This is a genomic window from Sphingobacteriia bacterium, assembly GCA_017304685.1.
Taxonomy (GTDB): domain Bacteria; phylum Pseudomonadota; class Alphaproteobacteria; order Rickettsiales; family 33-17; genus JAFKLR01.
In genome coordinates this window covers 57,263-66,390 of record JAFKLR010000006.1, presented here as the reverse complement: position 1 = coordinate 66,390, position 9,128 = coordinate 57,263, and the positions used below count along the sequence as shown (strand labels likewise).

General features: G+C 27.0%; 5 protein-coding genes and 2 pseudogenes. 5 read left to right on the top strand and 2 right to left on the bottom strand.

From position 1 onward, the window contains the following. Positions 1–54 precede the first annotated feature (54 nt). From J0H68_09515 to J0H68_09505, 3 genes and pseudogenes are all read left to right on the top strand, one after another. Positions 55–1,351: pseudogene (locus J0H68_09515) on the top strand (Y-family DNA polymerase). Between the two features lie 89 nt (positions 1,352–1,440). Continuing rightward, on the top strand, positions 1,441–1,611 hold the full coding sequence (locus J0H68_09510; protein ID MBN8828930.1) for a hypothetical protein: 171 nt from the start codon (positions 1,441–1,443) through the stop codon (positions 1,609–1,611). A gap of 3 nt (positions 1,612–1,614) precedes the next feature. Next, positions 1,615–1,830: pseudogene (locus J0H68_09505) on the top strand (ankyrin repeat domain-containing protein). Here J0H68_09505 and J0H68_09500 read toward each other — a convergent pair. Both J0H68_09500 and J0H68_09495 read right to left on the bottom strand, forming a co-directional pair. After that, on the bottom strand, positions 1,823–4,057 hold the full coding sequence (locus J0H68_09500; protein MBN8828929.1) for a response regulator: 2,235 nt from the start codon (positions 4,055–4,057) through the stop codon (positions 1,823–1,825). The pseudogene J0H68_09505 and the gene J0H68_09500 overlap by 8 nt on opposite strands. Continuing rightward, complete coding sequence (locus J0H68_09495; GenBank protein MBN8828928.1) at positions 4,035–5,159, bottom strand: methyltransferase domain-containing protein; 1,125 nt, start codon at positions 5,157–5,159, stop codon at positions 4,035–4,037. The genes J0H68_09500 and J0H68_09495 overlap by 23 nt, the downstream gene beginning before the upstream one ends. A gap of 308 nt (positions 5,160–5,467) precedes the next feature. Between J0H68_09495 and J0H68_09490 the strand changes: the two genes are divergently transcribed. Together J0H68_09490 and J0H68_09485 are read left to right on the top strand one after the other, a co-directional pair. Beyond that, positions 5,468–6,577, top strand: a complete 1,110-nt coding sequence (locus J0H68_09490) for a pentapeptide repeat-containing protein (GenBank protein MBN8828927.1) — start codon at positions 5,468–5,470, stop codon at positions 6,575–6,577. Continuing rightward, positions 6,574–9,126: a hypothetical protein gene (locus J0H68_09485; protein ID MBN8828926.1), complete on the top strand. Its 2,553-nt coding sequence runs from the start codon at positions 6,574–6,576 to the stop codon at positions 9,124–9,126. The genes J0H68_09490 and J0H68_09485 overlap by 4 nt, the downstream gene beginning before the upstream one ends. Positions 9,127–9,128 lie beyond the last annotated feature (2 nt).

Below are 9,128 nucleotides of genomic sequence, written 5' to 3'. Positions count from 1 at the left end.
CAAATAGATCAACTAAACATTTTTTAACCGCTGCATCTTCTAAATTCATAAAAGATGTTATCAAAGCTTGAGCCGTATGCGGGGAAACTCGCAAGTACGGTTCTTAGAGGGGTGGTAATTGGTAACTCTTACCGCCTACTCGACTATGCATCTTGTGAAAGAATCTTTAATCCGAAACTAAAGGCTAAGCCCAGTTGTAGTTCTTTCAAATAATGATGGATGTGTGATTGCTAGATCGAATGAAGCTAAAGCTTTAGGTATACCTATGGCTTGCCCTCTATTTAAAATAAAAGATTTAGTAAAAAAACACGACATTCAAATATTTTCGTCTAATTATGAATTATATGGTGATATCTCAGCAAGAGTAATGACGACCCTTGCTAATAATGCTCCTAGAATAGAAATATACTCAATTGATGAAGCTTTTCTTGATCTTACAAATGTATGGAATATTGGAAGCTTTGCTATAACTCTAAGACAGAAAGTTTTAAAAGAAATTGGAGTTCCTACTTGTATTGGAGTAGCAAAAACTAAAACCCTTGCTAAACTTGCTAATCATTATGCAAAAAAACATACAACTACTGGCGTATTTATTATCGATGAAAATAATCGCATAGAATGTTTAAGAAACTTTCCTATTGAAGATATATGGGGAGTTGGTAGACAATTATCAATTAAACTAAAAGCATTAGGAATCAATACAGCTTTAGAACTTGCAAATATTGATCCTAAACAAATGCGAAAAGTGTACAATGTAATGCTCGAAAGGTTAGTCTTAGAATTAAATGGCACTTCATGTTTTGAGTTAGAAGATGTGCCAAATAATAAAAAATCGATAGCCTCAACTCGCTCATTTGGAAAACCAATAAAAGAATTAGATCAATTATCAGGAGCTGTTGCAAATTACGTAGCAAGAGGCGCTGAGAAAATCAGAAATCAAAAATCATATGCTAAAGCAATGTATGTTTTTGTTAGAACTGATAGATTTAAAGAAGACTATTATCAGAACTCAATGATACATACTTTTACTGAACCTACTGATGATACAGGTTTCATGATCAAAACTGCTAAACAATTACTTGAAGAAATTTATATTCCTAATCTTGAATATAAAAAAGCTGGAGTAGTTTTTTTAGATTTATTGCCTAAAGAAAAAGTCCAGACCACCCTCCTCCCTTCTCATATTCCAAATGAAAAGTTGATGAAAGTAATGGACAAACTTAATAATGATTTTGGTAAAGCTACAATATTTTTTGCTGCCCAAGGTGTTAAGCATGAGTGGCAAATGAAAGCTTCAAATAGATCACCAAGATATACAACTAAATGGGATGAGATATTAAAAGTTGTATAAATACAACGTTAATTCAATTTTAATTATTGACTATTTATTAATTATTTAGTATAATATTTAACTTACTTTACATGTTCTTTTGAGGAAAAATGTATAATTATATTAATTTAAAGAAAGCTTGTAACACCAATAATTTAGAGTTATTAAGGAGCGAAATAAGCTTAATACCTGAAAATACAAGAGATTATTTTCTTAATAAGCTTGATACGACAACAGGTGCTACACTTTTACATTTGGCAGTAAAGAATGAAGCTTTATAAGTAGTAGAAGAGTTATTAAAGAATGGAGCTAATCCAAATGTTTTTGATTCCTTCCATTACACTCCTTTATTTGAAGCAGTTTTATATAAGAATATAGATATTATTAAAATACTTTTAAAATATGGGGCTAACCCAAGGCTAAAGAATAAGCTTAATTATAGTCCACATGAAATAGCTGAAAGATATAACATTTATGAAGTAATAGAGAATTTTAGTTAATATTTTTTTCAGAAATAATATTTTTAATTAATGTGATAATTTCTTCTTTTTTATAAGGCTTGTTTAAACACCCTTTAGCTCCTAACTTAAATGCTTCATTAATCTTGTCTTTATCGTTCATTCCTGTCTGTAAAATGATATTAACGTAATCAAATACAGGAGTAGATTTTATCTTTTTAATTACTTCAATGCCATTCATGTCAGGCATCATCATATCAAGTAAAACTATATCAATATTATTAGTAGGATCATTAATATACTCTAACGCCTCTTTACCGCACATAGCAGTTAATAGTTTGAAGTTTTCATTTGCTAATATCATTTGAAGACTAGATACACATAGCTCTTCATCATCAACAATTAATATTGTTATAGGGTTATTTTTAGTATGTTTTATTTCTTTATTATCAAAAGTACTATAATGGTTTATAGGAATAACAAATTTAAATAAAGCGCCTTTACCTTCAGTTTCTTCAACCCAAATTTTACCATTATGAGTTTCTATAATTTCTTTTGAAATTGCTAATCCTAAGCCTGTACCCCCTGCTTCAGTTTTAGTTAAACTACTTTGATAAAATGGTTTAAAAATCTCCTCTCTTTCGCCTTCTGGTATACCTATACCCTCATCCTTAATTGTAAATAATATTTGATTTTGGTTAGTTAAGCATTCTAAAGTTATTTTAATTTCACCAGTATTACAGAATTTAATAGAATTAGAAATTAGATTCCTAACTACTTGCATAATTTTTTTACTATCACCTTCAATTACTGAATTAGAAGTATAAGGTATAAAATTAATACGTACTAAATTGTCTTTAGATAAAAATACATTGAATTCATCAATGACTTCATTGATTAACTCTACTATATTAAATTCTGTTAAAGCCAGCTTAAATTTACCAGTATTAAACTGAGAAAGATCTAAAATATTATTAACTAGGGAAAATAGTCGATCAGCCGCTTGAGAAATTTCTTGAGTATATTTAAATTTTTGGTCATCATTAAGCTTATTCCAAGAATCAACTAACCCTGTCGCTATCCCTATTACTCCTTGCACAGGAGTTCTAACTTCATGATTTATATTTCTTAAAAATTCTGTTTTTATTGATAGAGCTTGTTTTAGATCTTCCGAAGTTTTTTTAAGATCTCTTTCTAATATTTCATTAATCTGCTTAAGCCTATATTTAATTTTATAAATTTCTCTTAATTGTTCTGCAAGAGCAATAAATTCTTTATACTTATAGTGATTTATACCTATAAATATTTCCTCATCTTTAGCTATTTTTTCAGCGTATTCTGATAATTCATAAATTGGTTTTACAATTACTATTCTAAGGAATAAGAGAATAGCAGCAAATATTATTCCCATTACAAGATTACGTAATACTTGGGGTAAAATAAGTTGATAAAAAGCTTGATAAGATTCCTTTTTATTTTCACCTATAAAAATTACAAAAGGGTATTTATTTACTGTATGCTTTTTAGTAAAATTCGTATCCTTAATCTTTAAAAAACCATGCTCTACGAAATTATTAAATTCTGATGAATCATAATTTTCTGAACTTGAAATGAGTTTGTGACCTTTAGTCATTAATATAAAACTAATTTTATCATCTGTAACTTCTTTAAGTTTATTAGTAAGCTTATTAATATTTATTCCAGCTGTTAAATAACCTATAAAATTATTTTTATCATCTGTTAAACCAAACCCAGTAGGTAATATTAATTCTCCACTTATAATTCCAATGTCTGGTTGAGAGAATTGGAGTATCCAAGGTTCTTGACGAGCCGAATATATCCAAGCGCGTTTTTCATTATCTACTTTTTTAGGTATAGATAAAACACCTGTTGTACTATCCACAATGACATATCCATTGGGATTTACAAAATCAAATAAAGTCCAGGTAAAAATATTATCTTTCAGACGCTTAGTGGGTTGTGATATAAGAAAAGCTATATTTTGAGGACTTTTATCCTTATTGCTTACTATTTTTTTACCAATAAAATTAGCAAGATTAGTTATATATTCAAAACTTTCTAATAAAGCATTTTCTATGTTATGGACTTGTTTATCAAATCTATTGTTCTTTTCTTGCAGATAATAATTATAATTACTCCAGGTTATATATATAGATATCAAAAGAATAAAAAACAGTGTTAACGCAGCTAAATAGAAAAACTGGTTAGCAAGGGATGGTTTGATTTTAATAAGGCGTTTTCTTATCATCGTTTGTATCTTTACTACATATTGATACTATATATGAAGTAAAGTTTACACTATTTTTAAATATTTTACAAATTCGAGATAAAATAAATGAAATTAAATAGTCTGAAATTGATAAAATAACTCTTCCTGCTACCTTAGAAGGATGCCAGAAATTAAGTATATTTAGCGAGTTAATGGATAAGCCACTGTTTTTTAAGTCATTCTTAAAACGATTAAAATTATATAAGTTATAATATATTCTGATAGCTTTCTCATCATCATATCTACAATAATAGATATCTCCTTCTTCTGATACTGACCCCAATATTCCTTTATAATCTATAAAAGAAAGCGGGTTCTTATGGGTATCTAATACATTTTTTTCTCTACGAAGTTGATCGTAGGTAATTAATTCTTTTTTAAAATCTTTGTAGGCTGGTACGCTTACCACTACCTTACCCCATATATTCACCATTTGATTAAAAATTGTAAGTATATCAATTCGGGCTGTCTGCATTGGAATATGTGATAATACACCAAACATACAGAAAATAAGATCTACACTATTCTCACCCCCTAATAATTCCATTATATATTTAGAATCATCATTGGCGTTACCATGTATGAACTTAACTTTAAGATTATCTTTTAATAATGTACTAACTTCGTACCCTTTAAAACTATCTTCTTGTATTTGATGGAGATTTACAGAGCTATTTAATTTAAAACCTATATTCATTAATTCATTTTGATAACATTGTAATCCAATATAACTAGGATCATAGTTTATTAATTCAAGAATAATTCCTTTGCTTTTCAAAATATTAGCCACTTTAACGAAAGCTTTGAAATATCTGCCATCACCGCAACCAAAATCTAAGACAGATAATTTGTTAGGGTAAGAATGTGTTTTTTTCTTTATATTTTTTATAACACTTAAACAAGTACGTACAACGATATTATATTCACTATAAGTCAATTTCTGAGATTTGAACCTTTTATTATACAAGGAAATACCATTATTTTTCTCGAAATATAGATTGTATGATTTAGTAGTATTATTGTTTTCTACAATAATTTCATTCTCGGTATTAATTAATTTAATTAAATTATCTTTCATCATTTGTAATACAACCTTAAGATGAGGAACTAATTCACCCTTTAATATATTTCAAGATTATGTTAAACTTTTATTAATTCGTATATACAGTGTTAATATCTCAAACTTTTACCTATTTTGCAATTAAATTTTATAAAATTAAGCCCTTAAAAAATATTTATTAAATAAAATCAATAGCTTAAAAAATTTACACTATAAAAGTAACGTTATTATATTATTAATAGTTGACGAATATTTAATAGTGTAATAATAATATTAACTCTCTCTTCTTGGTTAATCTCTCGAAATAAATTAAAATTTCGGGAGCAAATATGTCTAGAGTACAATATAATATCTATCATACCGATGTTGACCTTATAATAAATAAGGACATTGATCCTATAACCAAACAAGTAAAAAATTCTTTTTTAAAAGAAATTGACTTACAAACATGGAAAAATCATAAAAGTTTAAGAGAATATTATTTTTATAGAAAAATCTATATTCAAGATGCACGAATTGAAATAGATAATTATCCATTTTTTGTTTGTTTTCATGGACATAATGAATATGATTTTGAAGGTCTAGATTATAATAAATCATACTGTGGCGACTTTTTAGCCTCTAATTTATCAAATATATTAATATTTGATACAGTATTTTCAAATAGCAATTTTGATTACTGCCAATTTCAAAACACTATTTTTGTAAATGTAAAGTTTGGAAAAAATTGCTCCTTCCGTAATACCGATTTCAGAGGAGCGATATTCATAAATTGCGACTTTAGGGAGGTATCCCCTGAATCTTTTACAAAAACAATTATTAGTAAAAGATCAAAAGATTTACAGAGATTAAGTCCTCTATATAATTTTGATTACGATAAATCCTACCAAGAAGAATCATTTTTCTTAGAATTATTAGAAGTTTTTCTTCTTCAAATCAAAAATGAGTATGATCTTGAATTAGTGATCCCTAAACAATATAAACTTGAAAATAATATAAACACAGAACCAAAATCCAATATCTCTTCATCACAACAAATAAATAGTGATAGTAATAAAACAAACTCCTCCCCTCCTTCCCTTCTTACTTTAACGGCAATAAGCTTATCGTTTTTTATTTTATCCTTAACTTATTTCAGCATTTATAAAGCAGCAATAATAGGACTCATTAGCTTAATATCTGTAAAATTAGCATCTGATATAACCACACTTTTTATAGATAAAATAAGTAATTCCATAAATTTACTTACTAAAGAATATCAAGATGTAAAAGAAAAAGTATTTGGGAAGAAAGTAATTAATGTCCCTAACCCCCCACCTACCACAAAGCTTAAGCCATTATTTTCTTTTGATAATAAAGAAACGAAACACAGGCCTTCTATCGATAAAGAAGAAAAAGATAAAAGTATAATTAAAAATAAAATAGAGAGAATCGTATGAAAGAAATAAAAATAAAGTCTTTTGAACTTTACATGCTTGAAAATGCAATAGATATAGAAATAATTGATGAAGTAAAATTAGAATATTCATATTGTTTAAATGAAGACAATGCCAGATCAATTAAAATATTTGATCTATTAGCTTTAAACCACTTTTTTAAACAAATAACTGAAGAAACTTTTGAGCTTTCAAATGAAATTGAAAACTATTTGCCAGAAAATTTTACAAATATCGATCAATACGAAAGGGAATTAAAAGATAATTTAGTTAACTATTATATAAATAATATAGAACTTCATTATAAAAAAACCTTATTTTTACGTGAAAAACTTTATTCTCATGAGCAAAAAACAAATGAAGAATTCTTAGAAAAATCGAAAGAAGTTCTAAAAAAAGTTTTTAAATATATTGAATTTGAAGACATGCTCCCACCCCTTCTTACCTGGATAGATAAGGATAATTCATCGAAAAAGTATAATAATTTCGGTAAAATAACTAAATATCTGCCTTTTTTAAAGAAATTAGGTGCATATTCGAATCATTTAGAAAATTATGTAGATGCTGATACTATTACACATAGTTCCGAAATAAGTTTAACCTTACCCTTAAGGCTTAACCAAGTCGAATCGTTTATTTCATTATATCCAGAATATAAGGATTTATTTAGTCCGATTATTATAGATGAAATTATTCATAGATATAATAAATTTGAAAATCATGTTCTTATACCTAAGGTGCAAAATGGTTGTAACTTAGTTAGAATGAAAGATGCAAAATCATTAATACAATTTCAAGATACTATAGAAAACTATAAATCATTTTTAATAGGTACTTCCACTCTAACGGCTGTGGGTTTAACTACGTTAGCTGTACCAAATTTCACGTATATATTGATTATGGATAAAGTTATACCCGCAAAGCTTGGCATTGGTTTTTTGGCTACAAAAGCTGTTAAACCGACTACTGAATTCTTTCATGGAAACTTTAAACAAGTACGCACATTAATAAATGAAGGTATAAATTTAGCAATTCTAACGGATCCAAATTGGTCAAACGAAATAAAGCTGAGTAAATTTTTAAGAAGGAATTTTAACGCTGAATTTGCAAAACTTAGTGAAAACGAAATTTGTTTAATAGTGCCAAAAAAATCTAGTATTACATTGAATAAATTTGTTAATTCAATAAGCAACCTCTGTATTATTGAAGAAAAATTTTTACTACCCTCATTTAAAGTTCAATTTACTATAAACATCAATAATCTTCAGCACTTGATTCAAAAACTTACTAACCTTTATCAAGTAAAAGATATATTAAATAATAACTTCAATCATATAGAAAAAGGAAACTTTCAAATTAATTTAGATTTAGAAATCGAAGAGGAAGAAAGCTGTTCAACAAATAAATTGATAGGAAAAATAATAGAAGTAGTAGGTAATATTACTTATGAAAATGCTATAGAAAAAAGGAGTGAATTACAAAAATTAGAAAACTTAGTTTTAATGACTAAAGGTACAATTTTAAAGCTTCTTAAATTAGAGCAAAGTAATACCTCTTTAAAATTAATTCGTGTAACAAAAGAGGAAATAAAGAAAAATCTCATTTATCTTAATCAATTAATAGATCAAGAAATTATACAAATTAAGTATAATAGTGAGTTAGAGTTGTACGATATATGTATAATCAATTTTAGAAATGTAAAACAACTTTTATCGAGTATTTGTTTTTTTAATAATGTTTTAGAGTGTAATATACGAAATGAACTTTTCTTAGAATTCGAGGGTGTAAGTATTGATACTCCCTCACCTTCTCGTAATTATTTGATTGTTCCACATAATATTAACATTACAGGCAAAAAGGCTATAGCTGGGACAATAGTTTCTTTAAAAGATTTAAAAAAAGCTTTTATGGAAAGTCTTATTATAAGGGATTCTATCATTAAGAAACACTTCAACGAATTTGATTTTCAAGTGTTTTTACTTTCAATAAAAGAAGGTATACTCGAGTCTATAAGTAAAATTTTACCTCTATTTTCCAATTCACTTATTAAATTAGAATTACAAAAAAGAGATGATCCAAGGAATAAAATATTTACTACCCTTTTAAAAGAGGAAGATTTTGCTCTTAACTTTGCACATGAACTGAAAACATCTACTAGTAAAACTTCTGATTTCTTTTTTACTAATGTACGTTCTTTTTCAGTTAAATGTATCCTAAAGGTTTTAAATCTTTTAATGAAGGAAAACTATATTAATTATGCTAGCTTAAATTATAATAAGGAGGCTTATGAAAAAGAGCTAGAAAATCTTAATACTCTAGGTGTTCCCTCTTCTTCAAATGAAAAGAGAGATAGAATAACCACTTTTATCTTACCGTTAGGATCGCAAACTTATAAAGAAGATAATTTAAAATCATATTCTGATTTAGAGAAACTAGATGATAGTCAATATTCTTATAACTACCTTAAAAGATATGCAATGAATCAGATTTTTAGAAATATTAGCGATATGTCACCAAATAAAATAAAAAGCATTACAAATAAATTATCGTAAAA

What these genes read in the sequence shown, in the direction of transcription:
- J0H68_09495 (MBN8828928.1), bottom strand. Translation starts at nt 5,159, where the DNA reads ATGATGAAAGATAATTTAATTAAATTAATTAATACCGAGAATGAAATT.
- J0H68_09510 (MBN8828930.1), top strand. Translation starts at nt 1,441, where the DNA reads ATGTATAATTATATTAATTTAAAGAAAGCTTGTAACACCAATAATTTA.
- J0H68_09500 (MBN8828929.1), bottom strand. Translation starts at nt 4,057, where the DNA reads ATGATAAGAAAACGCCTTATTAAAATCAAACCATCCCTTGCTAACCAG.
- J0H68_09485 (MBN8828926.1), top strand. Translation starts at nt 6,574, where the DNA reads ATGAAAGAAATAAAAATAAAGTCTTTTGAACTTTACATGCTTGAAAAT.
- J0H68_09490 (MBN8828927.1), top strand. Translation starts at nt 5,468, where the DNA reads ATGTCTAGAGTACAATATAATATCTATCATACCGATGTTGACCTTATA.